A 26,969-nucleotide genomic window follows, 5' to 3' on the forward strand; every position below is an offset into this window, starting at 1 on the left:
GTCCCGACCTAGACGCGGGTATCGATGAATGCGTCCCGGCGGATATCACGCAGATAGCGCTGCGCAAAGGTCTCGAACTTGATGGCCCTCAATTGATTCGCAATTTCTTCTCGGCCGGGCAGATCGCTCTCCGGCTCCTCGCGGGCGCAGACCATGATGGTGCTGAAACCGGACGGCAGGCGCACCGGCTCGGAGAGCTCGCCAACCTTGAGGTCGATCACGGCCTCCCGAAGCTGCGCGGACAATTGACCGATTTCCAGTGTTCCAAGATCGGTTCCCGCCGGCGAATTCAGCTCGGCCGCGAGCAGGTCCATATCTTCGCAGTTTTGCGCGGTTTCGGACACGGCTGTCGCAATGCTCTTCTGGCTGGCTTCAGCTTCCGGAGAGGAACTGGGCGGCACTGGAACGAAAACCTGCTTTAGGGTGACCTTGGCCTTTGCCGGGTTGGGGGCGCTCAGGATCCGTCGTTCTTCCAGCTGGATAATCTGGTAGCCGAATATCGTCTTGATCGGATCGCTGATCTCGCCGGGCTGTAAGTCATCTACAGCAGCTCCAACCTCGTCACCGAGCTGTTCTCTGGTGGTCCAGCCGATATCGCCACCGGTAGCCGCCGTTGCGCCTTGGGAGAATTCACGCGCAATCGCATCGAACTCGGCCCCGGACCGCAACTGATTGACCAGCCGCTCGGCGACTTCCTCGTCATTTACGGAGGGATCGTTTGAATCGAGGACAATTTCACGGATCCGGAACTGGGGCTCGCCCCTGTTGCGCTCCAACCGGTTCAGCGCATCGTCGATTTCGTCGGTCGTGACTTCGACGGTGCTTTGGAACCGCCGGCGCACCAGTTTCACCCAGGCGATGTCGGCTCGCATCTGGTCCAGCACCGTCTCGCTTTGGATGCCCTGACTCCGAAGAGAGCGGTCGAACGATCCCGGCGCCAGCTTGTTGCGCTGCTCCATTGACCGCTTCGCGCGCTCCAGCTCGTCGGAGCTGACATCGATTGAGAGCCGCTTGGCTTCCTGAAGCTTCAGCTTCTCGTCAATCAGGCTGCGCAGGACTTGTGGCCAGATGCGTTGAAAGGTTTGGGCGTTGCGCGGCAGGTTCGAGACGGTGATGACCATCCGCACGCGCGCGTCGAGATCCCGGACCGAAATGATGTCGTCATTGACAATGGCGGCAATCCTTAGCGCGTCCTGCGCCAGGACTTTCGTGCCGCCCAGGCAAGATGCACCAGCTGTCAGAACAAATGCCGTGACGGCGATCCGCAACAGAGTCGGAAAATGCCACTTCATGAAACTCAACCCAGATCTCGCCATTTTGGTTCGATGTGTACCCGTGGTTTGTATGCGTTAGTTGCTGGAGAAGCCGCCGAGATGTTTGAAGGCAATTCGCAACATGACGGTTTGTTCCGGTTCGATATCGTCGTCTTCCAGCTCGCTTCTTTCATAGACAAGGCCGAATGTGAAGCACTCATCGGCATAAACCAGCCCGGAAGATGCGATCAGGGTGCGGTTGGCACCATCTGAGAAGTCCTGCACGATCCGTCCGTTCGCGCTCCAGAACTCGCTTAGTTTCAAGGAGCCGGAGATATCGAGCTGTTCCCGTTTCAGGAAATTGGTCTCACCCGCAATATCATCGGGATTGGTTTCGTCGTCGAGGAGCACATAGTCAGCGTTGATCGAGAAGCGGGGATGCTGATAACGCATGCCGATCTCGCTGCGACGCGGGGTGAAGTCATCCTTGTCGAGCCGGAACCGCAACAGGAAGTCGAGATCTTGGCTCGGACTGATATGCACCCGGCCGACATAGTCCGAGAGATCGTCGTCAAGGCCTGATCCGGCCTCGAACGGGCCATCCCCGAAGAACTGGTAACTCTGGCCGAAGAGCAAGGTGGAGGAGCCGCCTCCATTGCCATAGACACCCGTTTTGAAACCATAGTCGACGCGGCTGCCACTCGTCACCAGATCGCTTCCGGTGAACCGGTTCATGCGAAACAGGTTAGTGTCATCGAACAGGAAGGACTGACTGTCCTCATTGGAGATCGCGTCCGGATTCCCGCCGTTGGGGGAAAGCACGAGATTGACGATCGGCTCGACGGTCTGGTGGTAGTTTTCTCCAGCCCTGGCCAGCGGATAGCGCCAGTTCATCCCGACCTGGGGGAACAGCCGCCCGGTGTCTCCACCCTCGCCGTTCGCAAGGTCGTCGGTCTGGTAGAAGTCGCTGTCGAGTGTCGCGGTCAGGGTGTAAATGTCCCCGGCCGGAGCGATATAGGGCAGGGACCAGCCGCTGCGTATGGCTATTTTCCGACTGTCCGCGCCGGTCTCCCGGGTCAGCGACATGGCGGTTGCATCCAGTTGGAAACGTCCACCTGCCGGATCCGGTTCGCCGACAAAACTATATTCGAAAAGCGGCGCGACCGTCGGGGACTTGTCTCTGGAATCACCCGGGTTGAGGCCCTGAAATTTCAACGCTTGAACGGAGGTGTAATTGCGGCCCCTGAAGCCTTCGGCGTACGCCCGGGAGGTCAGGACCTCGCGGCTGTCGAGGCGATAGCGGCGCAGGTATGTACGGCCGCTGGATTGCTCCAGGTCGAAGCCGCCGCGCCATGTCCGGTCGAAATCGAAGCGCCCCTCAAGATCCACGCTGCCTTCGGGATCCTGCTCGCCGGTTTCTATGTTGTTGTCGCGCTGATCAAGCAGCCCGGCTGTGCCTTGAAAATCGATCAGCCCATCGGCGAACCTTTGCCGGTATCTGGCCTTCAGTATGCCGCCGTCTTCGGAATAGACGATAGGCATGAGCTCCAGGTCTTTGGACTCGTCAATCACCTGATAGTAGGGCTGGCCATAGATGAAGCCGAGTTCGTCCGAGGTGCCGATCAGAGGCGCAAGGAAACCGCTGCGCCGATCCACCGTCGGGTCTGGATGCGCCAGATAGGGGGTGTAGAGCACCGGGACGCCGAACATCTCAAGGGTCGCATCGTTGTAAATGATGTCCTTGGCGACCTCGTCATGTACGATCTTCCGCGCTTTGATCTGCCACAGAGGAGCCCGTGACGGGTCTTCCTTACAGCTGTCGCAAGGCGTGAAGACAGCACGGGACAATATCTTGCGCTGCCCCGCGGTGCGCGTTCCCCGGTTCGCGGCGAGGCGGGAGCCATCCGTCAGGCGCAGGCGAAGATTATTGATGAGGCCCGTTTTCAGTTCGTTTTGCAGTTCCGCATAGTCGCTGAAGATGACCTCTCCCGTCGGCTCCAGCAGGGAGATATTGCCGCTGGCGATCACGGTATCTTCGCGCTGATTGTAGGTGACGCTGTCGGCCAGCAGAACGCGGTCGTTCTGCGAGAGTTCCACATTGCCGCGAGCGGTGATGGTGCCAAGGGTTTCGTCGTGCACCAGCTCGTCGGCGACCATCAGCACCGGCGCATCGCCGATGGCGCTCTCCTGGGCGCTTGCAGGTCTGGACTGGGTGGCCTGCACACTAAAGCAGACAGCGGCGACCAGGACATTGCAGCAGATTGTCTCGAGATGGCGGCGTGTCCGGTTCCAGAAATGAAGGCCCAGGATCATGGATTAACCATCCTCAAGGTGAAGCAGACTGGCGCAGCCGAGCAGCGCGGTCACGGTCGCCGGTGTCCAGGCGGCAAGCACTTCTGGAATCCGGGCGGACAATCCCAGAGCGAAAACTAGGTCGGACGCGAAATAAAGAAAAAATCCGGTGAACAGGCCGGCGCTGACCCAGACCATGGTCCCGCCGCGCCGGGTCAGGCGGAGCGAGAAGGTGGCCGCTATCAGGACCATCGCGCAAAGCAGCAGCGGTGAAGCGAGCAAAGCGTGCCAGTAGAGCCTGTGCCGGACCGCGGAAAAGCCTGCGCTCTCCAGAATAGAGATGAATTTAGGCAGCTCCCAGAACGACATGGTCTCCGGTGGAGAAAAGCTGTCCTGGATGTTTTCGAGCGTGAGTGCTGTTGGAAGGCGATAAACAGAGCGGGTTTCCGGAATGGCGTTCTTGGTGGTCAGGATGACGTTATTCATCTGCCAGAAGCCGGATTTCAATGTTGCTTCTGCGGCGTCGACCCTGGCGTCGAAGTTGTCTTCTCCTTCGAAGAACAGCACGGTCAGGCCAGACAGGCTGGCGCCGTCGGCCGCCACGCCAGTGGCATGCAGGACGAAATGGCCGGTACTGTTCTGCTCCCGGAGCCACAGACCACCATCTGTCAGCGCCATGAAGTTTCCCTTATCCCGCAGGACCTTGTTCTCGAGCGCTTCGTATTTGGCCGTCATCACGGAGGCGACCGGATTGAAGACGGTGATCTTGAAGACCCCGATCAGGAACGCGATCATCAGGGCCGGCAGCAGGAACTGCCAGACCGAAACACCGGCCGCGCGCGCCACCACAAGTTCGTTCGAACGCGTCATCCGGGTGAAGGCCAGCATGGCGCCGAACAGGGTGGCAAATGGCAGGATGGTCTGCCCCATCTGGGGAGCTTTCAGTGCAGCCATTTGCAGCATCAGGGTCAGGGTTGCGAGTTCTTTGTCAGACCCCCGTCGCAGCAACTCGATGGCATCGAGCAGATAAACAATCCCCATGATCGCGAAGAACGTGCCGAGCACCCAGAAAAGGAACTGCTTGCCGAAATAAAATGAGAGCGTCCCCGACAATTTCATGCGGGCGACCCTTCGACCGGTGCGGACGGAGAGCGTGGCCGGCGCAGCTTCTGACGGGCCAGAATGATCAGGCAGATCAGTATTGGTGCGATCGCGCTGCCATACATCAGCGGCAGCAATCCGAACTCCTTGGCCGCCGCGTATTTCGAGCCGAGAACTGCCGCCTGCACCAGGCCGACCAGAACGACCGCGACAATCAGGCGGCGGCTCTGGCCCCGGCGGGAGAATTCCCCCTTCAGAATGACGACCAGCCCGATCAATGGCAGGGCGAGACCGAGCAGTGGCGTGACCAGGCGGCTATGCCCCTCAGCCTTGTATTTGAGGAAATTGCGGGGCTGGGTGATTTGCTCCGTCGGGTTGAGCAACTCGTCGACGAAAAGCTCGTTTTGGTCGCGCGCCGTACGCTGACCCGCTTCGCCCAGGCCGCCAAGATCGACAGTGTAGCGATCGAAATAGAGAATATTGATACGCCCAGTCGCATTTTCGCGTGCCTGCCGGTTGCCGTTCACCATCAGGACTTTCGGATCATTGCCATCGAGAATCAGCGCCCCTCGTTCGGCCAGCAGGGTGACCGACTCGCTCTCGTCACGATCATCCTGGACGATAATCCCGGCAAGCTCTCCGTCCGGTTGGCGGGCGCGCACGAAAACCGTCACGTCGTCGCTGATAGAATTGAAGACACCCTCGCGCAGCAACACGTTGGTGTAATTGTGCCGGATCTGGAACTGCAGCTCCTTGAAGCCGCGGTAAGAGACCGGGACCAGATACAGGCTCAGCAGATAGCCGAGCAGAGTAACAATGATGGAAACGATTATGGCCGGGCGGGCAAGCCCCAGCGGCCCGAGGCCGGACGCGGTGAGCACGACCAGTTCGCGATCGCTTGCCATCCGGCTATAGACGAACATCGTCGCGGCGAAACAGGCAATGGGCAGCACCAGCGATAGCCAGGTCGGCATCAGCAGAACAGTGAAGTAGATGAATGTCGCGAGCGGTAGGCCCCGGTTCACGATCATGTCGATGAAACGCAGGGACTGGCTCAGCCAGATGACACAGGTCAGCGAGACCACAACAATGATCATCGCGGCCACTATCTGGCGAATGACGTAGCGGTCGATCCTCATGATCCCGTTTGGCTGGTCGTGCCCAGGCGGGTTCTTGCGCAACCCGCTTCGAAGAGCGCATGATAGCGATGTTTCAAGTGTTTCCAATCACGAACTTAATCAGGATGCGAGCAGCACAGGTTCGTTACCCGCGCATGCAGGGCTACCCGGCGACACAGCGCCCGCGGAAATCTTCCGGTCGGCACACCAGGCACGCATGCGCCTGATCGGCGCGAACCTTTGCTCAGAGGGAGAATCGGAATGAAAATTGGGTTTCAGAAGTTGGCCTTGCCGACCAAGGGCGCAGTGGTTGTCGGAGTGATGGAAGACAATGTCCTGCTGCCGCTTGGCGCCACACTGGACGAGCAACTCGGCGGCCTGCTGTCGCGGGCAATGAAGGCCGGCAAATTCACCGGCAAGTCAAACCAGACCCTCTCCGTGTTCGGTGCGACGGGCACGGTGCTCCTGTATGGCCTCGGTGACGGCAGCAAGATCGACGAGCTTTGGGCCGAGAATGCAGGCGGCTCCATCGTCGGCGCTCTGCTCGATGCGGGCGACAAGGAAGCGGCTGTGTTGTTCGAGTCGCACGCTCCGGACGGCACGGCAGACGAAGGCGCGGCTGCCCGGGCTGCCCGGCTGGCGTTCGGCGGCCTGCTGCGCACTTATCGTTTCGACAAGTACAAGACCAAGCAGAAAAAGGAAGACCTGCCTGTCCTGCAGAAGCTGACGGTTCTGACCGATGAAGCGACGGCGGCAAAGAAAGCCTTTGCCGGGCTGCATGCCGTTGCGGACGGTGTCTTCATGGCCCGCGATCTGGTCAGCGAGCCGGCGAACGTGCTCTACCCGACTTCCTACACCAAGCGTATCGAGGAGCTGTCAGAGCTCGGCGTGAAGATCGAGGTGCTGGACGAAAAGCAGATGACCAAGCTCGGCATGGGCGCGCTGCTCGGTGTCGGCCAGGGCTCCGAGCGCGAGAGCCGGATGGTCATTATGCGCTGGGACGGTGGGCCGAAGAAGCAGCAGCCGATTGCCTTTGTCGGCAAGGGGGTCTGCTTCGATACCGGCGGCATTTCCCTGAAGCCGGCGGGTGGCATGGAAGACATGAAGTGGGACATGGGTGGCTCCGCAACCGTGGTCGGCCTGATGAAGGCGCTGGCAGGGCGGAAGGCAAAAGCCAACGTGATCGGCGTTGTCGGCCTGGTCGAGAACATGCCGGACGGCAATGCCCAGCGGCCGGGCGACGTGGTTACGTCCATGTCCGGTCAAACCATCGAGATCATCAATACCGATGCTGAGGGCCGTCTCGTTCTGGCCGACGCGCTCTGGTACACGCAAGACCGCTTCAAACCGCAATTCATGGTCGATCTCGCGACCTTGACCGGCGCCATGATGGTCGCACTCGGTCAGGTCAATTGCGGCTTCTTCGCAAACAATGACGAACTGGCCGGCAAGCTTGAGGTCGCCTCGAAAACCGCTGGTGAGAAGATCTGGCGGATGCCGCTCGGCGAGGAATACAACAAGATGATGGACAGCGACATTGCCGACATGAAGAACGCCGGCGCGCGCTGGGGTGGCAGCATCACCGCCGCCTGCTTCCTTGAGCGGTTCGTCAACGACCTGCCGTGGGTGCATATGGACATCGCCGGCATGGCCTGGGCTTCCAAGGCGTCCTCGACGGTGCCGAAAGGCGGAACCGGCTGGGGCGTGCGTTTGCTCAATGAGCTGGTGCAGGCGAATTACGAAGCCTGACCGGCACGGCGCTCCTTGTGATGACAGACATCAACTTCTACCATCTGACGGCGCGTCCCTTGGAATGGGCTCTGCCGAAGCTTCTTGAAAAGTCGCTTCAGGCGGAGGCCCGCGTCGTCGTGATGGCGTCGAGCGAGGAGCGCGTCGCCGACCTCAATGCCCATCTCTGGGCGTTCGATCAGGATAGCTGGCTGCCTCATGGCAGCGAAAAGGACGGGAACGCGGAATTGCAGCCGATCTGGCTGACGATTGCGGACGAAAACCCGAACGAGGCGCGCTTTCTGTTTCTGACGGATGGCGCGACCTCGGAGCATGTGAGCGATTACGAGCGCGTGTTCGAGCTGTTCGACGGCCGCAACGACGAAGCGGTGAAAGCAGCACGGGCCCGCTGGAAGGATTACAAGGCTGCCGGTCATACGCTCGCCTACTGGCGGCAGACCGAAAGCGGCGGTTGGGAGAAGGCTGGCTGAGTCCGGTCATGGATGAAATTAGCGAACCCTGGAGTAACAGGTGAAATACGATTTCGATCAGGAGATCCGGCGGACCGGGACGAATTCCGTCAAGTGGCAGATCTATTGGCGCGGCGACAAGCGGGAGCTGTGGGAAGGCACGGACCCTGATCTTGGCGCCGAGCGGACCTTGCCCATGTGGGTCGCCGACATGGATTTCCAGATTGCGGAGCCGATCCGCGAGGCCATGCGCGCGCGCATCGATCATCCGATCTTCGGTTATGTGGTCCGTACGCCGGACTATAACGAAGCGATTACCGGCTGGATGGAACGGCGCCATGGCTGGAAGGTCGATCCGGAATGGATCGTCAATACGCCGGGCGTGGTGCCGGCCCTCAATCTGCTGGTCCGGGCTCTGACCGAACCGGGCGACAAGGTACTGATCCAGCGTCCGGTCTATTATCCCTTCACCTACGCGATCGAGAATAACGGTCGTGAAGTTGTCTCCAACTCGCTGGTGATGGAGAACGGTGTCTACCGGATGGATTTCGACGATCTTGAAGCCAAGACGGCGGACCCAAAGGTGAAGCTTTGCGTCTTCTGCAGTCCGCACAATCCGGTTGGCCGGGTCTGGACTGAGGAGGAACTGAAGCGGTTTGGCGAAATCTGCAAAAAGAACGGTGTTGTCGTCATTGCCGACGAGATCCATGGCGACCTGATGCTGAACGGCTCCAAATTCGTGCCGTTTGGAACGCTTGGAGCGGACATGATGGACAATGCGGTTGTCTGCACGGCACCGTCGAAGACCTTCAATCTGGCAGGCCTTCACACGTCCAACATGATCGTCTCGAACGAGGCTTACCGGAAGGCGCTGAACAAGGAGATTTTTGCCTCCGGCATCGGCGGCATGAACAGCTTTGGTCTGGTTGCCACCATGGCTGCCTACAACGAAGGCGAGGAGTGGCTGGCACAGGTGCTCGATTACCTGAGCGAAAACGCCAACTACCTTGAAAGCTTCATTGCCGAGCGTATTCCGGAGATCAAGGTGGTGCATCCGGAAGGCACCTATCTGGTCTGGCTCGATTGCCGGGGGCTTGGCCTCGACAAGCTGGAGCTTGAAGCCCTGATGCATGAAGAAGCGAAAGTCCTGTTCGACGAGGGCTATGTCTTCGGCGTCGAGGGCGAGGGTTTCGAGCGCATCAATATCGCTTGCCCGCGCTCTATCCTGACCGATGCGCTGGAGCGGATCGAGGCCGCGGTGGCGAAACGCCGCGCCTGATCAGGCGTTCGGGGTAAAAGTTCGGGGCGGGGCATGTCATTGGGTGGCTTGCCCCGTACCGCCCGCACCGCTATAAGGCGCGCGCCGGGCGCTTTTGCGCCCGCTTAGCTTTTTCAATCGAATTTCGCGGGTGGCTCCGGCCGTCCAGCAGAACCAGAAGAGAGACACGATGGCCATTCAGCGCACTTTCTCCATCCTCAAGCCGGACGCAACCGAGCGTAACCTGACCGGTGGCGTCAACAAAATGATCGAAGAAGCGGGCCTGCGCATTGTCGCGCAGAAGCGCATCCAGATGACTCAGAAGCAGGCTGAAACCTTCTACGCCGTGCATAGCGAGCGTCCGTTCTTCGGCGAGCTCGTCGAGTTCATGATCTCGGCTCCGGTTGTCGTACAGGTTCTGGAAGGCGAAAACGCCATCGCGACCTATCGCGACGTGATGGGCGCCACCAACCCGGCCGAAGCAGCCGAAGGCACCATCCGGAAGGCCTATGCCAAGTCCATCGGTGAGAACACCGTGCACGGTTCCGATGCCGAGGAAACCGCCGTGATCGAGATCGCCCAGTTCTTCAGCGGCAACGAAATCGTCGGCTGAGTTATTGCTGCCGAATAGAAAAAGGGCCGGTCAACTGACCGGCCCTTTTTGATTCCGCCTTGCGGCTGGTTTGACTGGTCCACCGGTCAGACCAAGAGGGGTCAGACCAGGAAGATGGCCATCAGGATCAGCAGAATGATGACACTCACGGTCGACCATTTCAGCATGCCGATGAACCACTCGTAATTATTCTTGTATTCCGGATAATTGCTGTCCGTGGATCCGTTGCTCGCAGCCATATCGCCTCCGTAGAAATGTCATGCCGGGCTGAACCCGGTTCGTAACTCTGCAAACTGTATAATTCAGCGGGCCCGAGGCGCCAAGCCTCTATCGTCAGCCGGTTGGTTCAGATGACGGGTTATGCAGGGCGGCATCAGGGTATTTGGCCCCATCGAGGAACACCCGCTCGCCCTCGATGCGCACCCGGCCTTCCGCCACCCATTTAAGGCAAGCGGGATAGATCCGGTGTTCCTGCACCAGAATGCGAGCGGCCAGCGTATCACCGGTATCGTCCTGGTGAATCGGCACCACTGCCTGCTGAATGATTGGGCCGACATCCATTTCCGGTGTGACGAAATGCACCGTACATCCGGCGAACCGCGCGCCTGCGTCGATAGCCCTCTGTTGGACGTTAAGCCCTTTGAAGGACGGCAGCAGGGACGGGTGGATGTTGATCATCCGCCCGCTCCAATGTTCGACGAACGCGGTCGTCAGAAGCCGCATGAAGCCGGCAAGACAGATGAATTCCACGCCAGCCGCGTCGAGTGCTTTCTGCATGTCCGCATCGAAACTGGCGCGGTCCGCGTAGTTCTTGTGATCGAAGACAACAGCTGGAATGCCTGCCGCCTTTGCTCGGTCTAGGGCACGAACGCCCGGACGGTTCGAGATCACTGTGACGATTTCGGCTGGATGGTCAGGGGCGGCGCAGGCATCGATCAGTGCCTGCAGATTGCTGCCGCTGCCCGAGACCAGAACGCCGACCTTTAGTTTTCCTTTGCTCACGCGGGCCAGGTCCCGAGTCCTTGCAGTGTGACGGACGGTGCACCGTCTGCCCGATCGGTCAGTTTGCCGATCCGGAAGACAGTTTCGCCGGCCTCTGCCAGGATTTCGGTTACAGCATCCGCCCGGTCCGCCGAAACGGTCAGGGTCATGCCGATGCCGCAATTGAAGGTCCGGGCCAGTTCTTCTGCCGGTACGCCGCCAGTTTCTGCCAGCCATCTGAAGACCGGCGGAAGCGTCCAGCTTTCGACATCGATCTCGGCAGCAAGATGCTTCGCGAAGGAACGCGGCGGATTGTCCAGCAGACCGCCGCCCGTGATATGGGCGAGGCCGGTGACGCCGCCGCTTGCGAGAGCTGCCAGACAGGACTTCACATAGATCCGGGTCGGCGTCAGCAGCGCGTCGCCGAGGCTCTGCCCCTTTGCAAAGGGAGCATCGTCACCCCAGCTGAGACCGGAGCGGTCGACGATCCGGCGCACCAGCGAGAAGCCGTTCGAATGCACGCCCGAGGCGGCAAGACCGAGAATCACGTCACCGGCTTCGGCCTTCGGCTCCAGGATCAGATTCTCGCGCTCCGCCGCGCCAACGGCGAATCCGGCGAGGTCGAAATCGCCGTCCGTGTACATGCCCGGCATTTCCGCCGTCTCGCCGCCGATCAGGGCGGCTCCGGACTGGCGGCAACCTTCGGCGATCCCTGCAACGACCGTGCGGGCCGCTTCGACATCGAGCTTGCCAGTGGCATAGTAATCGAGGAAGAACAGCGGCTCGGCGCCCTGCACGACCAGATCGTTCACACACATGGCGACAAGATCGGTGCCGACACCGGAATAGTTTCCGGTATCGATGGCAAGGCGGAGTTTCGTTCCGACGCCATCTGTCGCGGCAACGAAGACCGGGTCTTTGAACCCGGCGGCTTTCGGATCGAAGACACCACCAAAGCCGCCAATCGCGCCATCGGCGCCAGGCCTGACCGTTGACTTGGTCAGAGGCTTGATGAATTCGATCAGTTGGTCCGCCGCATCAATGTCAACGCCCGCTTCCTTGTAGGTAAGGGGGCGGTTGGGTCTATCGGGAGCTGATATGGTCTCCTCCTCAGCCTTCCGGTATAAGGGGCGGGCAGTGTCCGCGGTGCCATTGTTCTGCCCGGATCAGGGTGTAAGACGCAGGGGCCGGGACCGCAAGCGTATTTGGCGGACGGCAACATAGTTCAGGGAAGAACGTGCTGATGGGTATTGGGGCTGGAAACCGCGCGCGGGATACGGAACGGACAGCCGAAATGCCGGCTGCCTGCCGTCTTATGCTGTTTGTAATCATGCTGTTGGCCGTCACTTTCTCGGGGAGCAACGCCCGGGCACAATCGGATGCGAGTCGAGTTTTCGAGGTGCGCGGCGTTTCGGTGGATGCGCAGGCCGCTACTGCAGCCCAGGCTCAGGCCCAGGCTATCGGGGAAGGCCGCCGCGAGGCGTGGCGCCGTCTGATCGATCGCCTGGTGCCGAAGGCGCAGGCCGCGGGCCTGCCGCCACTGTCCGACGATTTGCTTGTCGGTTTGACGGTCGGATATGAAGTCGCACGGGAACGGACCTCCGATGTCCGTTATCTCGGGTCGCTGAACTTCCGCTTCAATCCGGTGGCAGTGCGGCAATATTTCACGTCTCTTGGTGTCGCCTATGCCGAGGTAGCCTCCCAACCCGTGCTGATCCTCCCGGTCTACAATAACGGCAGCAAGCCGCTGCTCTGGGATGAGGAAAGCCCATGGCTTGCGGCATGGCTGGACCGGGCCAATGCGAGCGGTCTGGTGCCGATCGCGGTGCCGTATGGGGATCTTGCGGATATTCGCGATATCACCGCGGTTCAAGCCGTTCTGGCGGATCGCGAAGCGATTATGACAATAGCCGCGCGCTACGGCGCGGAGCAGGCGGTTGTCGTAAACGCCCGACCGATCTCCATCGAATCGGCGGGGCAGGCCATTGAGCTCAACCTGACTTATGTTGGCGGCATTGCGGACGGCCGATCCCTGGTACGGACCGTCACGCCCGATCCGGGCAACCCTGAGGCGGATCTGCTGTCGGTCGCGGCACGAACATCGACGTCGGAGATCCAGGAAGCCTGGAAGTCGGAAAATCTGATCAGTCCGGGATTCGAGACAAGTGTCACCGTCATCGTGCCGATTGCCTCTTTCGACAATTGGCTCGAAGTCCGCAAGGGACTGGATCAGATCTCGTCGGTATCGCGGCGCGAATTATTGCGAATTTCACGTAATGAAGCGCTGATCGATGTCTGGATCAATGGTGACGCGAACCAGCTCGCGCTGGCTTTGAAGCAGAAGGATTTCCTCCTGACGGAAACACAAAACGGCTGGTTGCTCTACAAAGAGGGAACCGAGCTACCGGAGAGATATCTTTCAGCACCGCTCGTCGCGCCGGTGCAGGACGCGGAGCCGGTCACGCCGCCCGCCAGCGTTGCGCCGCTCGTCCTGCCGCCGCTGGTGCAGTGATGCCCTCAGTAATTTCATTTCGAGATCGTGCCGGAAACGGGGAGTGTCATGACACAGCGTGAACGCCTGACATTCTGGGGCGCGCTTCTGATCGCTCTTGTCATCGCTCTTTACGTGCTGAAGGGGGTGCTGGTGCCATTCGTCGCCGGGATGGCGATCGCGTATTTTCTCGATCCCCTTGTGGACCGCTGCGAGCGGCTCCGAATGTCCCGGACCGCGGGCACCACGGTCGTATTGCTCGGCTTCTTCTGTGCCGGGCTCGGAATCATGCTTCTACTCGTGCCGTTGGTTCAGGCTCAGGCCGTTCTACTTGCTAAAACGCTCCCCGGTTATCTTGAAAGATTGCTCGCGTTTGCCGATCCGGTAGTTGGCATGGCCAGAACCTGGCTTGGCAATGGTGGGGCGGATGAGCTCAATCTCTCCGCTATCGCGGCGAAGGCTGGCGAGTGGCTGATTTCCGTTGCCGGGCAGGTTCTAAGCGGTGGTGCGGCGCTGGCCAATCTTCTGTCGCTTCTGGTTATCACGCCGATAGTCGCCTTCTATCTGCTGCGGGACTGGGATCGTATCGTGGCTGCGGTGGATGGCTGGCTGCCGCGTGCACAGGCGAAGACGATCAGGGAGCAGGCTGGGATCATCGACGAAACACTTGCTTCCTTCGTACGCGGGCAGGGATCGGTCTGTCTGATTCTCGGCGGATTTTATGCCGTCGGCCTGACGTTCGCAGGCCTCGATTTCGGTGTGATCATCGGCCTGTTTTCCGGCCTGATTTCCTTCGTGCCTTTTGTTGGTTCGATCTTTGGCGGCCTGCTGAGCATCGGACTTGCCGCCATGCAGTTCGATACCGTGACGCCGATCGCAATCGTCGCCGCCATCTTCGTCGCGGGACAGGCTATCGAAGGGAACTTCCTGACGCCCAACCTTGTCGGCGAGGCAGTGGGTTTGCATCCGGTTTGGGTGATCTTCGCCTTGCTGGCAGGCGGCGCGCTGTTCGGTTTTCTTGGCATTCTGATCGCTGTACCGGTAGCGGCCGTGATCGGGGTGCTCACCCGCTTTGCCCTGGCGCGTTATCTCGCCAGCCCGCTCCATCTTCATGGCATACCGCCATCGGACGATGAGACTGACGCTTAAAGACATTGAGACAGGATCGGCGGGCACATTATGAGTGAACGGAACACCGGATCGCGCCGGATCGGCAGCGAGGGCGGTCAGTTGCCATTGTTGTTGGAGCATCGTCCGGCATTTGACCGGGGAGAATATCTTGTCTCTGTCTGCAATGAGGCGGCAACGGCCTGGATCGATTCCTGGCCGTCCTGGCCCGATGCGACCTGGGGATTGAACGTGCACGGCCCCGAAGCCTCGGGGAAAAGCCATCTGGCGGAAGTCTGGGCACGGAAGGCGGGCGCCATCATGCTCCGTCCCGCGGATCTGGATGCGGAGCGGCTTCCGACGTTGCTCGGCGACGCGGGCTATGTGGTACTGGACAATGTCGATGAGAGCCTGCCGGGCGTTCCCGCCTTTCATCTCTACAACATGATTGTCGAGCGTCGGGGCGCTCTGCTGGTGTTGTCCAGAACGCCGGTCTCGCGCATGGCGCTGCATCCGGCGGATGCGAAATCGCGCTTCGCCGCACTTCCTGCAGTGGCGATCAGCGATCCCGATGACGCGTTGATTTCGGGAATCATGGACAAACTCTTTCGCGACCGGCAATTGTTCGTTGCTGAAGAGGTTCTGGCCTTTCTGGTCGGACGCATGGAACGATCGTTTTCGGAAGCGCGGGCGCTGGTCGAATACATCGATGCCATGTCGCTTGCCGAGGGGCGCCGGATCACGCTGCCACTCGCTCGTCGCGCGCTGGACGCGCGGGCTGCGGGATAGCACCGGGACTGACAACGAAAAAACAAACAAACGGAGCACTATCCATGGATCTGGGAATTAAAGGAAAGAAAGCGCTCGTCTGCGCGTCGAGCAAAGGTCTCGGCAAGGCGTCGGCGATGGCACTCGCTCAGAACGGTGCGGATCTGACGATCTGCTCGCGGACGCCGGAAGCGATCGAGGCAACGGCCGAGGAAATCCGGTCGGCGACCGGTGCGACCGTGCACGCCATTGCATGCGATATCACAACCGAGGAAGGCCGTGCGAAGGCGCTGGCACCGTTCGACAGCAAGCTCGACATCCTGGTAAACAATGCGGGTGGCCCGCCGCCAGGCAACTTCCGGGACTGGACGCGTGACGACTGGATCAAGGCTGTAGACGCCAACATGCTGACTGCCATTGAGCTGATCAAGGCGACCATCGACGGCATGATCGAGCGCAAGTTCGGCCGTATCGTGAACATTACCTCCGGTGCCGTGAAGTCGCCCATCGCGATTCTTGGGCTTTCGAACGGTGCCCGTACCGGTTTGACCGGTTTTTGTGCCGGTATCGCCCGTGAAGTCGCCAAGGACGGCGTCACCATCAACGGTCTGCTGCCCGGCCCGTTCGACACCGACCGGCTGCGTGGCAACATGAAGCTGCAGGCGGAAAAGGCCGGCGTCGATTTCGAGACCTTCTATGCGGAGCAAGCCGCACAGCATACTGCCGGCCGGTTCGGCTATCCGGATGAGTTCGGCCAGACCTGCGCTTTTCTGTGCAGCGCGCATGCCGGCTATATCAACGGCCAGAACGTGCTGATGGATGGGGGAGCCTTCCGCAGCACCATGTAAGAGGCTGGGTGGCGGTATTCGCCATATATGGCGAATACCGTCATCGAACTGAAACATGACAGGCTTACGGTCCGGCCCGGGATATTCCATATCCCGGGCCGACCTGTGTTATGACAGCGAGAAGCGCTGTTGGCGCTGCGAGGTCCACACGATAGTCATGACGAGGAGACGACCCCGTGAGCGAGAGTCAGGCGGAAAGCACGACGCGTATTGACGCGACATCGCCCGAGCGGTTTTTCAACAGGGAACTGTCCTGGCTCGGCTTCAATGCCCGCGTTCTCGAAGAAGCGAACAATCCCGCGCACCCGTTGCTGGAACGACTTCGGTTCGTATCCATTTCAGCGTCGAACCTCGACGAGTTCTACACGGTCCGGGTGGCCGGTCTGAAAGGCATGGTGAATGCCGGCGTGACCACGCCGAGCGCGGATGGTCTCTCTCCGACGAACCAGCTTGTCGCTATCTCGGAAAAGGCCGCTGAACTGATCGCCGTACAGCAGCAGTATCTTGCCATGCTGCTTGGCGAGCTGCGCACGGCCGGGTTTCATCTGATCACCGCAGCTGACCTCACTACCGCAGAACGGAAGTGGCTCGAGGGCCATTTCATCGATCAGGTATTCCCCCTGCTGACCCCGCTCGCAATCGATCCGGCGCATCCGTTCCCGTTCCTTCCGAACGGCGGCGTCTGCCTCGCCATGCAGCTCACGGATGCCTCCAACGCCATCGATATGGAAGCCTTGCTCCCGCTTCCGGCGCAGGTGGGCCGTTTTGTCCGCCTGCCGGGCAAGGATATCCGTTTCATCGCTATCGAGCAGGTGATCATCGAGCATGTCGACCAGCTGTTCCCGAATTTCACCGTTGCCGGACACGGTATCTTTCGGGTCCTGCGCGACAGTGAAATGGAAGTGGATGAAGAAGCCGAAGATCTCGTCCTGTCGTTCGAGTCGGCCCTGAAGCGTCGGCGGCGCGGTAACGTTATTCGCCTCTCGATGAACAAGGACATGCCGGAAGATCTCCGGAACTTTGTTGTCGATGAGATGAAGGTGGCGAAAGAGGATCTCTTCACCCTGGACGAGATGGTTGGCCTTGCGGATCTGTCGCAGCTGATTGTCAGCGAGCGCCCGGACCTGCTTTGGAAACCGTTCAATCCGCGTTTCCCGGAGCGTATCCGTGATTTCGGCGGCGATTGCCTGGCGGCGATCCGCGCCAAGGACATTGTTGTCCACCACCCCTATGAGAGCTTCGACGTCGTCGTCCAGTTCCTGCGTCAGGCGGCGGCGGACCCGGCGGTGGTCTCGATCAAGCAGACGCTTTACCGAACGTCCAAAGGCAGCCCGATCGTCAATGCCCTGATCGAAGCGGCGGAAGCCGGCAAGTCGGTCACGGCCATGGTCGAGTTGAAAGCCCGCTTCGATGAGGAGGCGAATATCCGTCTTGCCCGTGACCTGGAACGCGCCGGCGTCCAGGTCGTCTACGGTTTTGTGGATCTGAAGACCCACGCGAAGATCTCTCTGGTGGTCCGGCGCGAGGGCAACGGCCTCAGGAACTACGTGCATTTTGGGACCGGCAACTATCATCCGATCACGGCGAAGATCTATACGGACCTTTCCTTCTTCACCTGCGACCCGGTGCTCTGTCGGGATGCCGCGCGCATGTTCAACTACATGACCGGCTATGCCACGCCGCAGCAGATGGACAAGCTGTCGCTCTCGCCGCTGACCATGCGCCAGAAGGTGCACGAGCTTGTTGATACCGAGATCGAATTTGCCCGGCAGGGCAAGCCGGCAACAATCTGGGCAAAGATGAATTCTCTGGTCGATCCGGACCTGATTGATCTGTTGTACCGGGCCTCGAACGAGGGCGTGAAGATCGAACTGGTCATCCGCGGTATCTGCTGCCTGCGGCCAGGATTGCCGGGTTTATCGGAGAACATCCATGTGCAGAGCATTGTGGGCAGGTTCCTTGAGCATTCGCGGATATTCTGTTTCGGCAATGGTCGGAAGCTTCCCTCCGATCAGGCGAAAGTGTACATGTCGTCCGCTGACTGGATGACGCGTAATCTGGATCGCCGGGTGGAGCATTTCGTGCCTATCGAAAACCGGACGGTGCACCGCCAGGTTCTGGACCAGATCATGGTGGCGAACCTGAAGGACGAGACGAATTCCTGGATCGCGGAGCCGGATGGTCGCTTTGTCCGGGTTGCTGCCGGTGCGGGAGCGTTCTCGGCACATAAATATTTCATGACCAATCCAAGCCTGTCCGGCCGCGGCAGTGCTCTGAAGCGGTCGAACGAAATGCCCAAGAAGCTGAGCGGCACGGAATAACGTTTGTCAGTTCCCTTTTCTCAAGACGGCTGGATCTCCAATAACGGGCCCGACCACAGCGGCCTCGTTGGAGTGCTGGATATTGGATCGAACTCTATCCGTCTCGTCGTTTTCGAAGGCGATGGGCGGATGCCCATTCCGTTGTTCAATGAAAAAGCGCTTTGCGGCCTCGGCACGGGGTTGCAGGAAACCGGACATCTGTCCGAGCAGGGTGTCCGCTCGGCAATGGAGAACCTGGAGCGTTATTTCACGATCGCCAAGGGTATGGGCGTTTCCGAGGTCCGTGTGCTGGCAACGGCAGCTGTCCGCGATGCCCGGAACGGGGATGAGTTCGTCTCGGCCGTCGAAGGCCGGTTCGGTGCCCGTGTCATGGTGTTGTCGGGAGATGAAGAGGCCCGCCTGTCCGCCCTCGGGGTGATCAGTGCTTTCCCGGAGGCTGATGGTGTGGTCGGCGATCTTGGTGGCGGCAGCCTCGAGCTTGTCGATGTCCAGAACAGCAAGGCGCGCCGTTTCGAGACCACGCCCCTAGGGCCGCTCCGGCTCGGCGAACTCACCCGGCAGAACCGGGACGAGTTGACGGACAGGATCGACTCCATTCTGAACGGCGTGCTTTGGCTTGACGCCATGTCAGGCCGTGACCTGTTCTCTGTCGGCGGCGCCTGGCGCAGCCTTGCGCGCGCGCATATGGAATTGACCGACTATCCTTTGGCGGTGATCCATCACTATGCAATTGGGGCCGAGGAAGCTGTCCGTTTCCTCGATGAAATTACCCGGACGGGCCGGAAGGATCTGCGTGCTCTCGATGCGGTTTCAAAACGCCGCGTGGAAAAGCTGCCCGTTACGGCTCTGGTTCTGAAACGGGTGATTGAACTCGGTCGTCCGCGCGAGGTTGTGTTTTCGTCTTTCGGATTGCGCGAAGGGTGCCTCTATGACCGGCTGCCGCAGGGCGAGCAGGCGCGCGATCCGCTGGTCGACAGTTGCATGGATATTGCCCGCAAGAGCAGCCGTTTCAGCCCGCACCCGGAGGTTCTTGAACGCTGGATTGCACCATTTTTCGAGGGCGTTCCTGCTGCGGAACAACGCCTGATCCGGACGGCGTGCATTCTCAGTGATTTCGCCTGGGGCGAGCATCCGAGCTATCGTGGCGAGCATGCCTTCATCCGGGTTCTGCGCCTGCCGGTCGTCGGATTGAACCATGCCGACCGGGTGTTTCTGGCTTATGCGATCCTGGCTCGTTACACCGGCAGTATTGAAGAAGAGGGGACCCATCGGGTCCGTAAGCTGTTGTCGATCCGCCGGCGCGATCTGGCCTACAAGGTCGGACTTGCCCTGCGGCTTGCGCTGACGCTGTCAGGTGGTGCGACGGAGCTTCTGGAGAGCGCCCGGCTTGAGCGTGAGCGTGACATGGTGGGAGAGCGCGGCTTTGTCATCAGCATGCACGGCCACCAGGGCGGGCTCGGCGGTGACGTGGTTACGCGGAGAATCGCAGCGCTGTCAGAAGCGCTGGGTCAGGAAATCCGGATCGAATATTAAAAAGTGATGCGGCTCCGTCAGAGCCGCATCAGCTTGATTTTCCCGGCTTCGGCGGTCAGTCCGATGCGTCCGTGTTTCAGATTGACTGCATCGGCGCCAAACAGATCGCGGCGCCAGCCCGTCAGAGCAGGAACATCCGCATCATCGTCCAGCGCGATGGACTCGATGTCGGCCGCATTTGCGATCAGGCGGGCGGCGACTTTTTCCTCGTCCGAGCGGATTTTCAGCAGCACCTTTAGCAACTCGACAATCGGGCCGGGCGCTTCGCGCCTGTCGTCCTTTGCCGGAAGCCTGGGGCAGGCATCGTTCGGTATCGCGAGGGCCTTGTTGACGACTTTGATGATTTCCTGACCCAGCCGGCCGTTCGCCACCTGTGCGTTGAAGGTCCGGGTGCGGGCCAGTTCTTCCGGTGTGCTCGGTGCGTGTGCGGCGATATCCATCAGCACGTCATCGCGCAGGATACGATTACGCGGCACATCCCGCTGCCGTGCCTCGCGTTCACGGAAGGCCGCGATCTGCTGCAAAACGGCCAAAAACCTGGGTTTCCCGCTGCGGACTTTCAGGCGTTGCCAGACGGTTTCAGGATCGGGGTCGTAAATCGCCGGGTCCGCCATTTTAGCGACCTCGTCCGCAATCCAGTCCATACGGCCGGATTTCTCGATGCTTTCCACCAGGGCGCGATAGACAGGGCGAAGGTGGATGACATCGGCAAGCGCGTAGCCGATCTGCTTCTCACTGAGAGGCCGATGGGACCAGTCCGCGAAACGTGAGCTTTTATCGAGATGAACGCCAGTCAGGCTCTGCACCAGCTTGTCGTAGGAAACAGAATCCCCGAAGCCGCAGATCATGCCGGCGACCTGCGTGTCGAAAATCGGCGCCGGGAGCTCTCCGCAGAGATGGTAGAATATCTCAAGATCCTGGCGTGCCGCATGGAAGACCTTCAGAACATTTTTGTTCTTCAGCAGCTCGATAAGCGGGGCAAGGTCGAGCCCGTCCGCGAGGGTGTCGATGGCGACAGCCTTCTCGTCGTTCCCTAACTGAACCAGGCAAAGCTGGGGGTAGTAGGTCTTCTCGCGCATGAACTCCGTGTCGATTGTCACGAAGTCTTCGGTCGCGAACTCGGCACAGACGGCGGAGAGCGCAGCGGTATCGGTAATAACGGTCATAGGGTTCTCATACACGGAAAACACGCGCAGCGGAATGCTGCCTTTGAGCCAAAACAGTCTCCTGATTTCAACGCTATAAGCGGTCGGGCGGAGACGTGATAAATTTAGATAAACTGCGAGGCTTGCCTATTTTTGAGATTCCGCTAAAATAAAACAGAATAAGTCGTTGATTCTTGCGGGGGAATCGATATGAGGCGAGGTCTTGTGGTTGCGGTGTTACCGCTTTTGTTGGGTGGTTGCCTTCCTGCGATCCCGCCGGCAATCAGCCTTGCCACCACCGGATTATCCGGTCTCGCGTTCCTTACCACCGGAAAAACCACTGCCGACCACGTCATTTCCGCCGCAGCGGATGAAGACTGCTCGATGCTGCGCGTGGTTTTCGGCGATGACCCGTGCCGTACCTACGATGGCGATAACACGAAGCCTCTGACAGAACTCGTGGCGTACTACCCGGGGGATTCCGACGACTGGATCGATCAGAATTCAATTCCCGAGGGAACGGTCTCGGGAGAGACGATCCTGACGGTGTTCGTTGATGGAGAGCGCGATGTGCAGAGCCCAGACGTCACAGCCTCCAGAACTTCGCTTTCCAAGATGATCTTTGGCGACGATGGGGGGAGTGCCGTTCCATCCTCCATCAGCGCGGGCCTCTCGCCGCTCAACGATTTGACTGTCGCCGGGTTTGCTCCGATCGATCCCGGACATGCGCTGGAGCCGATCGAGCTTAAAAGTGTTGTTTCGAAAGATGACCAACTTGCCCTGCCGATCTCTTCCATGACGAGCTGGAAAGTATCGCCTGATGAGGGTCTTACCGAGCACAAGCGAAGCATAAGCCGTGATAGCGCGGCGGAAATGACGATTCTTCCGGTGCAGCGGCCGATCCATCGTGCTGCAATGGGGTCGGATAAAGCGCAGCCTGCGGACCATTTCGTGATGCTCGGCTCCTTCCGTGACAAGAAACGGGCGGAGCACCTGAAAGAAACGGCGCCGGACTCTATCGGCTCGGCGCCGGTCATCATGTCGGTGCATGTCAGAGGCAGTCTGTGGCATCGGGTCGCCGTCGGACCCTTCACCGGCAAGGACGCACTGCAAATGGCTTCCGCGATTGGACCGGTTTCCGGCAAACAGCCCTGGGCAGCCAAATTAACGAATTGACCTGGCGGCCTGCGTGGCCGTTCCTGATTGAGTAAGATTACACCCGGTTTTCGAGCCGGGTGTTTTTTAATGCCCGGTGCTCTTCGAGAAGAGATGAATGACGGTGACCCCGGCCACGATCAGCAGCAGGCCGATGATGGCGGGAAGATCCGGGATCTGCTTGTAGATTAGAGCGCCGGCCACGGTCACCAGCACAATCCCGATGCCAGCCCAAATACCATAAGCGATGCCGACGGGAATTTCCCGGAGACAGAAGCTCAACAGAACAAAGGCGGCGGCATAGGCGACCAGCACGATGGCCGATGGCAGGATAACCGTGAAGCCGTTGGTTGCTTTCAACGCCATCGTGCCGATCACTTCGGCAATGATGGCGAGGGCGAGAAAGAGGTAAGCCATGTGGCTTGCTCCTGTGAATGCGCTGAAGCTGCGACGTTGTGAGCGAGCGCTCGGTGCCGCAGGCAGGCAAAACCTAGGCATTTCCATCTGCGTGGGCAACCTGGTCGCGGCTGGGGCAGAAAGAAAAAGAGGGAGCTGATTGCTCAGCTCCCTCAGGTTTGCTCTGGGTGCTTGCCGACAGAGAAGGCAGAAGCCCGTATCGACAAGTAGGTTGCAAGGCAGGGGCGATTACAGTGCCGAGAACGGACTGTTTTGCTTCCGCGCGTACATTGCGCGGTCGACCCTGTCGAGCAATTCGGTTTCGGTGTCGTCCTGACCGTAGGCGTCGTGACCAACACTTGCGTGAAGATGGATGGAGGACCCGTTCCACTGCAGGGTCCGCGTATTCAGTTCCTGGTCGAGCGCCGCGATCCGTGCGGCTGCTTCGTCGTCGTTGGCGCCCGGCATGATGACTGCGAATTCGTCGCCGCCAAGGCGTGCGATACTGTCGGTTTCGCGGGTCCGCGACTGGAGAATTCTTGCAACGGTCACCAGTAGTGCGTCGCCAGCCATGTGCCCGTAGCTGTCATTGACGGCTTTGAACTTGTCGAGGTCGATCAGCAACAGTGCGCCGGTCAGCCCCTGACGCTTTGCGGCTGCGAGAGCGCTCTGCAGGCGATCACTGAAGCCGCGCCGGTTCAGCAGCCCCGTCAGCTCGTCCGTGACGGACAGACCTTCGAGGAAAGTGATGCGCTTTTCCTGCCGTGCGATCCGGTTCTCGGCTTCGGTCATTGCAATCATGGCAAGACGCAATGCGATTTCGGTGTCGTTCAGGTCCTGATCTTTAACGATCTGAGAAGCGCGGTCCGCGATATCTGCCGGCATGCGGGAGAGGAGATTGCCAACGTCAAGATTTGCGAAAGCGCTCGTCAAGTTCGTGTCTTCCAGTTCCTGCGTCTGCGGGTGCATGAGGTTCGACATGTCACACCACCTAAGTTGTTGTTTCTCGCTCCCTAGGGAATGCATGGGGTATGCCACTCATGGAGTGACTTGGAAGTAATTGAAATTAATGAAATATTTTTCTCTAAGCCCAGTTACAATTTCAAAACGCAGGTCCATATTGTTGGATAGGCGGAAGGAATTGCCGGGTACGGGGCAAGCTGTGCCGGGTGCCTTCCGCGAGATTGACCACCAGGCTCTGCTGAGCCGAGGGAGGACTGTTTGAAATCCGTTCTGAAACTGACTGCGCTGATTTTCGCCGCCATTGCGGTGCAATCGGCCATGCCGATTCCAGTCGCAGCGGCATCTGTAAGCCAGCTCGTGCCGCACAAGGCGCTTTACCGTCTTTCACTCAAGGGTGTGCCCGGGACCAATGATGTTGCGGCTGTCGGTGGCCAGATGGCTTTCGAGTGGCGGGATGCATGCGACGGCTGGGCAATCAATCAGCGCAATCTGATGATCCTGGAAAGTGCCGAGGGTATGAGGAGCAGTGTCGATTCCACGATGACGACCTGGGAAGCCAAGGACGGCTCATCGTTTCGGTTCATTGTGAACAAGGATTTTGGCGCCGGTGGTGGTGAAGCTTTGGAAGGCCGGGCGCAACGGTCTCCATCGGGCTCGGCAACGGCCAACTTTACGGCGCCGGGCGAGGTCGAGATGGAGCTGCCGGCCGATGTCATGTTTCCGAGCCAGCACACGATTGCCCTACTCAAGAAAATGGCCGCCGGAGAAAAGTTCTTTTCGGCATCGCTGTTCGATGGCTCGGAGTTTGAGCCCGCGGGGTTTGTCTCTGCCGCGATCGGACTGGAGATTGTCCCCGAGGGGGAGGAGGAGCCGCTGATTTCAGGGCCGTACTGGCCGGTCAGGCTGGCTTTCTACGGGCCGGAAAATAAGACGGAGTCGCCGGATTATGAATTGGCCGTCGACCTGCATGAAAACGGTATCGCTCGCCGGCTTGAGATCCATTTCAAGGAATTCACCGTGGATGTTGCCTTGCAGCGCCTTGAACGGCTACCGCCGGGCAGTTGCTGAGTACGGGCTACGTCGTCCGCTTAGCTTTCGCCGTCGTTTTCCTCAGGAATACGGGCGCTGATGCCTTGCTTCTCGACGGCTTTCTTGAAGCCGCGGCCTTTTTCGATCGCCTTCGCGCCAAGTTTCGCTCGTACGGCATCCATCGCGTGTTCCACTTTCAGGCGATGTTCCATTTCTGGGTCCGCCAGATCGGGTAGGTCCGCGCCGTCAGGGTCGGCCAGATCGGAGACGCCTATGCCCATCAGGCGAAATTTCCGGCCATCGATTTCGCGTTCGAGCAGGTGCTTGCCTGCCCGATAGAGCGTATCCGCCATCTGGGTGGAGCCGTGGTGATGAACCTGGCGGGTGATGCCCTTGAAATCCGAAGTTTTCAATTTCAGGACAATGGTCTTCCCGCTCAGGGCCTTGGTTTTCAGGCGGGTCGAGAGTTCCTCGCAGAGGCGCCACAGAATGGGATCCAGCGCATCCAGTTTCGAGATATCATTCGCGAAAGTGGTCTCGCAGGAGACGCTCTTGGCCGGCGACCGCGGCTCGATCTTGCGGTCGTCCCGGCCATGGGAGAAGCGGGCCAGGCGCATGCCGATGCCGCCATAGCGGCGGATCAGGGCGGCTTCTTCCATGCCCTGCAGATGGCCGACCGTTTCGATGCCATCACTCCGTAATTTCTCATGCAGGGATTTGCCCACGCCCCAGATGGTGGTCACGGGGCGGTTTTTCAGGAATGCGGTAGCCTCTTCCTGGCCGATGGCAGCAAAGCCTCGAGGCTTGTCGAGATCGGACGCCACCTTGGCGAGAAACTTGTTGTAGCTGAGCCCGATGGAAGCGGTGATCCCGGTCTCGGCTTCGATCCGGGCTACCAGCCGGCACAAGGTTTCCGATGGCGGGGCATGATGCAGTCTCTCGGTCCCGGTGAGATCAAGAAACGCCTCGTCGATTGAGATTGGCTCAATCATCGGGGTGACGGAAAGCATCAGCTCGCGGATTTGTTTGCCGACACGACTGTATTTCTGCATGTCCGGTTTGATGACAACGGCGCCGGGGCATGCCTTGAGCGCCTTGAACATCGGCATTGCGGAGCGGACACCGTAGGTTCGCGCGACATAACAGGCGGCGGAGACAACACCGCGGCGCCCGCCTCCGACGATCACAGGTTTGCTGCGGAGTTCCGGATTGTCGCGCTTCTCCACGGTGGCATAAAACGCGTCGCAATCGATATGGGCGATGGCAAGGGCGCGGAGCTCGGGGTGGCTGACCATGCGGGGCGAGCCGCATTTCGGGCAGCGTGCATCTCCGTGCGTGGCTGTTTCTGGCAGCCACGCAAAACAATCCCGGCATAAAATCGGGCTATCGGGCGCCTGCTCGGTCATGCTCGTTGTCCCGTCGCAGCCATCGCGGCCGGCCCTTTCCTAAAGCGAGGGCGGCCAAAGCCACGCAGCTCCCCGGACACCGCTCGAATCGCCATGCATGGGAGGGCTCAATCTCGTTCTCACACTATCCGAAAACACGTGAGGCTCCCATAGCGTCGGGACAGTGTCATAGAGCCTGCGGATATTGGACAGGCCGCCTCCAAGTACAATGACGTCAGGGTCCAGGATGTTGATGACAGAGGCGAGGGCCCTTGCGAGCCGCGCCTCATATCGTCTCATGATGGCGTCCGCGCGCGTGTCCCCGGAGGCTGCCAGCGTTTCAATTTCATGGGCGCCAATCTCCGTGCCGCAGGCTTCGGCATATTGCCGCTCGAATGCCGGGCCTGAGAGGAAAGTCTCGATGCAGCCGTGCCGGCCGCAATAGCAGAGCGGCCCCGGGCGTTCGTCGTCCATGGGGGCGGGCAGCGGATTGTGCCCCCATTCCCCGGCGATCGCGTTGCAGCCTTCGAGGCATTCGCCACGAATTGCAATCCCGGCTCCGACGCCGGTGCCGAGGATGACCCCGAACACAATCTCGGCGTCCTTGCCGGCGCCGTCGATGGCCTCTGACACGGCAAAGCAGTTCGCATCGTTCTGTAGTCGAATGGGGCGCTTCAGGACCTCTTCGAGATCCTTCTGGAGGGGCTTTGCGATCAGCCAGGTCGAGTTGGCGTTCTTCACCAGCCCGGTTTCCCGCGACGCTGCGCCAGGCATGCCGATTCCGACCGTGCATGTCTGCCCAATTTGCTTTTCGGTGCGGTTCACCAAGCCGGAAATGGTCGAGATCGTGGCCGCGTAGTCGCCCTTGATGGTCGGCACTCTTTCCTGCGCGACAACCTCGCTGGAAGGGCTGAGTGCGACGGCCTCGGTTTTCGTTCCGCCGAGATCAATCCCGATCCTGAAACCGGATGGCTCTAACTGCCTCATGCCCAGCTCCGCTTAGTTCATTGGTCA

At 59.9% G+C, this 26,969-nt stretch carries 24 protein-coding genes; 12 read left to right on the forward strand and 12 right to left on the reverse strand.

Features of this window, described 5'->3' with window-relative positions; genetic code table 11:
* Window positions 1–8: 8 nt before the first annotated feature.
* The 4 genes from VOI22_RS16090 to lptF are packed head-to-tail and all read right to left on the reverse strand — an operon-like array spanning window position 9 to window position 5,785.
* Window positions 9–1,292 carry a peptidylprolyl isomerase gene (locus VOI22_RS16090; RefSeq protein ID WP_323797470.1) on the reverse strand — a complete coding sequence of 428 codons (1,284 nt, stop codon included), beginning with the start codon at window positions 1,290–1,292 and terminating at the stop codon, window positions 9–11.
* Between the two features lie 57 nt (window positions 1,293–1,349).
* A complete protein-coding gene (locus VOI22_RS16095) occupies window positions 1,350–3,566 on the reverse strand; it encodes an LPS-assembly protein LptD (RefSeq protein WP_323797471.1) in 2,217 nt (738 codons plus the stop codon).
* A 3-nt stretch (window positions 3,567–3,569) separates the two neighbouring features.
* Entirely contained in the window at window positions 3,570–4,664 is a 1,095-nt protein-coding gene (gene lptG / locus VOI22_RS16100) for an LPS export ABC transporter permease LptG (RefSeq protein WP_323797472.1), read from the reverse strand.
* Window positions 4,661–5,785, reverse strand: a complete 1,125-nt coding sequence (lptF, locus tag VOI22_RS16105; protein WP_323797473.1) for an LPS export ABC transporter permease LptF — start codon at window positions 5,783–5,785, stop codon at window positions 4,661–4,663. Before lptF ends, lptG begins: the two co-directional genes overlap by 4 nt.
* A gap of 240 nt (window positions 5,786–6,025) precedes the next feature.
* Here lptF and VOI22_RS16110 point away from each other — a divergent pair, with 240 nt between their 5' ends.
* The 4 genes from VOI22_RS16110 to ndk all read left to right on the forward strand — a co-directional run bounded on the left by VOI22_RS16110 (window position 6,026) and on the right by ndk (window position 9,833).
* Entirely contained in the window at window positions 6,026–7,513 is a 1,488-nt protein-coding gene (locus VOI22_RS16110; protein WP_323797474.1) for a leucyl aminopeptidase, read from the forward strand.
* Window positions 7,514–7,533: 20 nt separating this feature from the next.
* The gene (locus tag VOI22_RS16115) at window positions 7,534–7,983 is read left to right on the forward strand and encodes a DNA polymerase III subunit chi (protein WP_323797475.1); all 450 of its coding nucleotides are present in this window, start codon (window positions 7,534–7,536) and stop codon (window positions 7,981–7,983) included.
* 40 nt (window positions 7,984–8,023) lie between these two features.
* Entirely contained in the window at window positions 8,024–9,241 is a 1,218-nt protein-coding gene (locus tag VOI22_RS16120; RefSeq protein ID WP_323797476.1) for a MalY/PatB family protein, read from the forward strand.
* A 169-nt stretch (window positions 9,242–9,410) separates the two neighbouring features.
* A complete protein-coding gene (gene ndk / locus VOI22_RS16125) occupies window positions 9,411–9,833 on the forward strand; it encodes a nucleoside-diphosphate kinase (protein WP_323797477.1) in 423 nt (140 codons plus the stop codon).
* Window positions 9,834–9,934: 101 nt separating this feature from the next.
* Here the strand turns inward: ndk and VOI22_RS16130 are convergent, their stop codons facing one another.
* From VOI22_RS16130 to purM, 3 genes are all read right to left on the reverse strand, one after another.
* Complete coding sequence (locus tag VOI22_RS16130) at window positions 9,935–10,072, reverse strand: aa3-type cytochrome c oxidase subunit IV (protein WP_084608429.1); 138 nt, start codon at window positions 10,070–10,072, stop codon at window positions 9,935–9,937.
* 94 nt (window positions 10,073–10,166) lie between these two features.
* Complete coding sequence (purN, locus tag VOI22_RS16135) at window positions 10,167–10,835, reverse strand: phosphoribosylglycinamide formyltransferase (RefSeq protein WP_323797478.1); 669 nt, start codon at window positions 10,833–10,835, stop codon at window positions 10,167–10,169.
* Window positions 10,832–11,914, reverse strand: a complete 1,083-nt coding sequence (purM, locus tag VOI22_RS16140) for a phosphoribosylformylglycinamidine cyclo-ligase (protein WP_323797523.1) — start codon at window positions 11,912–11,914, stop codon at window positions 10,832–10,834. The genes purN and purM overlap by 4 nt, the downstream gene beginning before the upstream one ends.
* A gap of 143 nt (window positions 11,915–12,057) precedes the next feature.
* On the opposite strand from purM, the gene VOI22_RS16145 reads away from it, so the two are divergent.
* From VOI22_RS16145 to VOI22_RS16170, 6 genes are all read left to right on the forward strand, one after another.
* Complete coding sequence (locus tag VOI22_RS16145; RefSeq protein ID WP_323797479.1) at window positions 12,058–13,326, forward strand: DUF2066 domain-containing protein; 1,269 nt, start codon at window positions 12,058–12,060, stop codon at window positions 13,324–13,326.
* A gap of 48 nt (window positions 13,327–13,374) precedes the next feature.
* Window positions 13,375–14,454, forward strand: coding sequence for an AI-2E family transporter (locus VOI22_RS16150; protein WP_323797480.1), 1,080 nt, complete (start codon window positions 13,375–13,377; stop codon window positions 14,452–14,454).
* Between the two features lie 30 nt (window positions 14,455–14,484).
* Window positions 14,485–15,201, forward strand: coding sequence for an HdaA/DnaA family protein (locus VOI22_RS16155; protein ID WP_323797481.1), 717 nt, complete (start codon window positions 14,485–14,487; stop codon window positions 15,199–15,201).
* Between the two features lie 44 nt (window positions 15,202–15,245).
* Entirely contained in the window at window positions 15,246–16,028 is a 783-nt protein-coding gene (locus VOI22_RS16160) for an SDR family oxidoreductase (protein ID WP_323797482.1), read from the forward strand.
* A 176-nt stretch (window positions 16,029–16,204) separates the two neighbouring features.
* On the forward strand, window positions 16,205–18,349 hold the full coding sequence (locus VOI22_RS16165; RefSeq protein ID WP_323797483.1) for an RNA degradosome polyphosphate kinase: 2,145 nt from the start codon (window positions 16,205–16,207) through the stop codon (window positions 18,347–18,349).
* Window positions 18,350–18,352: 3 nt separating this feature from the next.
* Window positions 18,353–19,882: a Ppx/GppA family phosphatase gene (locus tag VOI22_RS16170; RefSeq protein WP_323797484.1), complete on the forward strand. Its 1,530-nt coding sequence runs from the start codon at window positions 18,353–18,355 to the stop codon at window positions 19,880–19,882.
* Window positions 19,883–19,899: 17 nt separating this feature from the next.
* Here the strand turns inward: VOI22_RS16170 and rnd are convergent, their stop codons facing one another.
* On the reverse strand, window positions 19,900–21,048 hold the full coding sequence (gene rnd, locus VOI22_RS16175) for a ribonuclease D (RefSeq protein WP_323797485.1): 1,149 nt from the start codon (window positions 21,046–21,048) through the stop codon (window positions 19,900–19,902).
* A gap of 189 nt (window positions 21,049–21,237) precedes the next feature.
* Between rnd and VOI22_RS16180 the strand changes: the two genes are divergently transcribed.
* Window positions 21,238–22,203, forward strand: a complete 966-nt coding sequence (locus VOI22_RS16180; RefSeq protein WP_323797486.1) for an SPOR domain-containing protein — start codon at window positions 21,238–21,240, stop codon at window positions 22,201–22,203.
* Window positions 22,204–22,269: 66 nt separating this feature from the next.
* On the opposite strand, the gene VOI22_RS16185 is transcribed toward VOI22_RS16180, so the two are convergent.
* Both VOI22_RS16185 and VOI22_RS16190 read right to left on the reverse strand, forming a co-directional pair.
* Window positions 22,270–22,599: a DMT family transporter gene (locus tag VOI22_RS16185; protein ID WP_028467437.1), complete on the reverse strand. Its 330-nt coding sequence runs from the start codon at window positions 22,597–22,599 to the stop codon at window positions 22,270–22,272.
* 228 nt (window positions 22,600–22,827) lie between these two features.
* Window positions 22,828–23,559: a GGDEF domain-containing protein gene (locus VOI22_RS16190; protein ID WP_323797487.1), complete on the reverse strand. Its 732-nt coding sequence runs from the start codon at window positions 23,557–23,559 to the stop codon at window positions 22,828–22,830.
* A gap of 240 nt (window positions 23,560–23,799) precedes the next feature.
* Here VOI22_RS16190 and VOI22_RS16195 point away from each other — a divergent pair, with 240 nt between their 5' ends.
* Window positions 23,800–24,609, forward strand: a complete 810-nt coding sequence (locus VOI22_RS16195) for an EipB family protein (RefSeq protein WP_323797488.1) — start codon at window positions 23,800–23,802, stop codon at window positions 24,607–24,609.
* 20 nt (window positions 24,610–24,629) lie between these two features.
* Here the strand turns inward: VOI22_RS16195 and VOI22_RS16200 are convergent, their stop codons facing one another.
* Together VOI22_RS16200 and VOI22_RS16205 are read right to left on the reverse strand one after the other, a co-directional pair.
* Window positions 24,630–25,976: a DNA polymerase IV gene (locus VOI22_RS16200; RefSeq protein ID WP_323797489.1), complete on the reverse strand. Its 1,347-nt coding sequence runs from the start codon at window positions 25,974–25,976 to the stop codon at window positions 24,630–24,632.
* Window positions 25,977–26,015: 39 nt separating this feature from the next.
* On the reverse strand, window positions 26,016–26,942 hold the full coding sequence (locus tag VOI22_RS16205) for an ROK family protein (RefSeq protein ID WP_323797490.1): 927 nt from the start codon (window positions 26,940–26,942) through the stop codon (window positions 26,016–26,018).
* Between the last annotated feature and the right edge of the window lie 27 nt (window positions 26,943–26,969).

The sequence above is a fragment of the Nisaea sp. genome, assembly GCF_034670185.1.
Lineage (GTDB): Bacteria > Pseudomonadota > Alphaproteobacteria > Thalassobaculales > Thalassobaculaceae > Nisaea.

Coding starts and splice junctions, on each gene's coding strand:
- VOI22_RS16090 (WP_323797470.1), bottom strand. CDS start 1,292: ATGAAGTGGCATTTTCCGACTCTGTTGCGGATCGCCGTCACGGCATTT.
- VOI22_RS16095 (WP_323797471.1), bottom strand. CDS start 3,566: ATGATCCTGGGCCTTCATTTCTGGAACCGGACACGCCGCCATCTCGAG.
- lptG (WP_323797472.1), bottom strand. CDS start 4,664: ATGAAATTGTCGGGGACGCTCTCATTTTATTTCGGCAAGCAGTTCCTT.
- lptF (WP_323797473.1), bottom strand. CDS start 5,785: ATGAGGATCGACCGCTACGTCATTCGCCAGATAGTGGCCGCGATGATC.
- VOI22_RS16110 (WP_323797474.1), top strand. CDS start 6,026: ATGAAAATTGGGTTTCAGAAGTTGGCCTTGCCGACCAAGGGCGCAGTG.
- VOI22_RS16115 (WP_323797475.1), top strand. CDS start 7,534: ATGACAGACATCAACTTCTACCATCTGACGGCGCGTCCCTTGGAATGG.
- ndk (WP_323797477.1), top strand. CDS start 9,411: ATGGCCATTCAGCGCACTTTCTCCATCCTCAAGCCGGACGCAACCGAG.
- VOI22_RS16130 (WP_084608429.1), bottom strand. CDS start 10,072: ATGGCTGCGAGCAACGGATCCACGGACAGCAATTATCCGGAATACAAG.
- VOI22_RS16145 (WP_323797479.1), top strand. CDS start 12,058: ATGGGTATTGGGGCTGGAAACCGCGCGCGGGATACGGAACGGACAGCC.
- VOI22_RS16150 (WP_323797480.1), top strand. CDS start 13,375: ATGACACAGCGTGAACGCCTGACATTCTGGGGCGCGCTTCTGATCGCT.
- VOI22_RS16155 (WP_323797481.1), top strand. CDS start 14,485: ATGAGTGAACGGAACACCGGATCGCGCCGGATCGGCAGCGAGGGCGGT.
- VOI22_RS16160 (WP_323797482.1), top strand. CDS start 15,246: ATGGATCTGGGAATTAAAGGAAAGAAAGCGCTCGTCTGCGCGTCGAGC.
- rnd (WP_323797485.1), bottom strand. CDS start 21,048: ATGACCGTTATTACCGATACCGCTGCGCTCTCCGCCGTCTGTGCCGAG.
- VOI22_RS16180 (WP_323797486.1), top strand. CDS start 21,238: ATGAGGCGAGGTCTTGTGGTTGCGGTGTTACCGCTTTTGTTGGGTGGT.
- VOI22_RS16185 (WP_028467437.1), bottom strand. CDS start 22,599: ATGGCTTACCTCTTTCTCGCCCTCGCCATCATTGCCGAAGTGATCGGC.
- VOI22_RS16190 (WP_323797487.1), bottom strand. CDS start 23,559: ATGTCGAACCTCATGCACCCGCAGACGCAGGAACTGGAAGACACGAAC.
- VOI22_RS16200 (WP_323797489.1), bottom strand. CDS start 25,976: ATGACCGAGCAGGCGCCCGATAGCCCGATTTTATGCCGGGATTGTTTT.
- VOI22_RS16205 (WP_323797490.1), bottom strand. CDS start 26,942: ATGAGGCAGTTAGAGCCATCCGGTTTCAGGATCGGGATTGATCTCGGC.